Source organism: Mycoplasmopsis mucosicanis, from assembly GCF_006546935.1.
In the GTDB taxonomy this organism is placed as follows: domain Bacteria; phylum Bacillota_I; class Bacilli_A; order Mycoplasmatales; family Metamycoplasmataceae; genus Mycoplasmopsis; species Mycoplasmopsis mucosicanis.
Genome location: NZ_SMDN01000035.1, coordinates 1 through 580, shown reverse-complemented (window position 1 = coordinate 580; position 580 = coordinate 1). Strand labels below are relative to the sequence as shown.

Genomic DNA, 580 nt, shown 5'->3' with positions numbered 1-580 from the left:
AAATTATCATTAAATCGCGAACCTTTTCAGAGTGATTGAAACTCTAATTCCTTATATTTGATACCATTTTCAGTTTTAGTATAGCCTTGTGAATCAAATACAAAATCTTTAAATGATTTAGAAGTTGATTTTAGTCTTTGTGCAAAGATATAATCAATTCCAATACTTTCTAAAAATCTAATATTTTTGTTCGTAGACATTCCTTTATCAGCAATAACAGTCATTGACTTTATTGTAAATTTTTCTCGCAAATGAAGAATAAAAGGGATTAACGTATTACCATCTGCAGTATTACCACGGAAAACTTTTAGATAAATCGGGATTCCATTACTATCAGTTGCCATACCTACAACAACTTGATCTTCTTTGAACTTACCATCTTTTGAAAAACCTGGTGTTCTTAATCCATCTCTTGAAAATGTCTCAAAATATACAGTTGTTGCGTCAAAATAAACCAAATTCTTATTTCTTGAAGTCATTTCTGCAATTTTATTATTTAAATTTTTGACTATTTCAATCTCATTTTCATATAGAACATCAAGAAGACTATAAAATGTATCTTTTTTAGATTCAATATCAT

The 580-nt window shown here is 27.6% G+C and carries 1 protein-coding gene; it reads right to left on the bottom strand.

Features of this window, described 5'->3' with window-relative positions:
- Window positions 1-580: IS1634 family transposase (locus E1I18_RS03635; RefSeq protein WP_170218553.1), on the bottom strand; the 580-nt coding region annotated here is incomplete at both ends.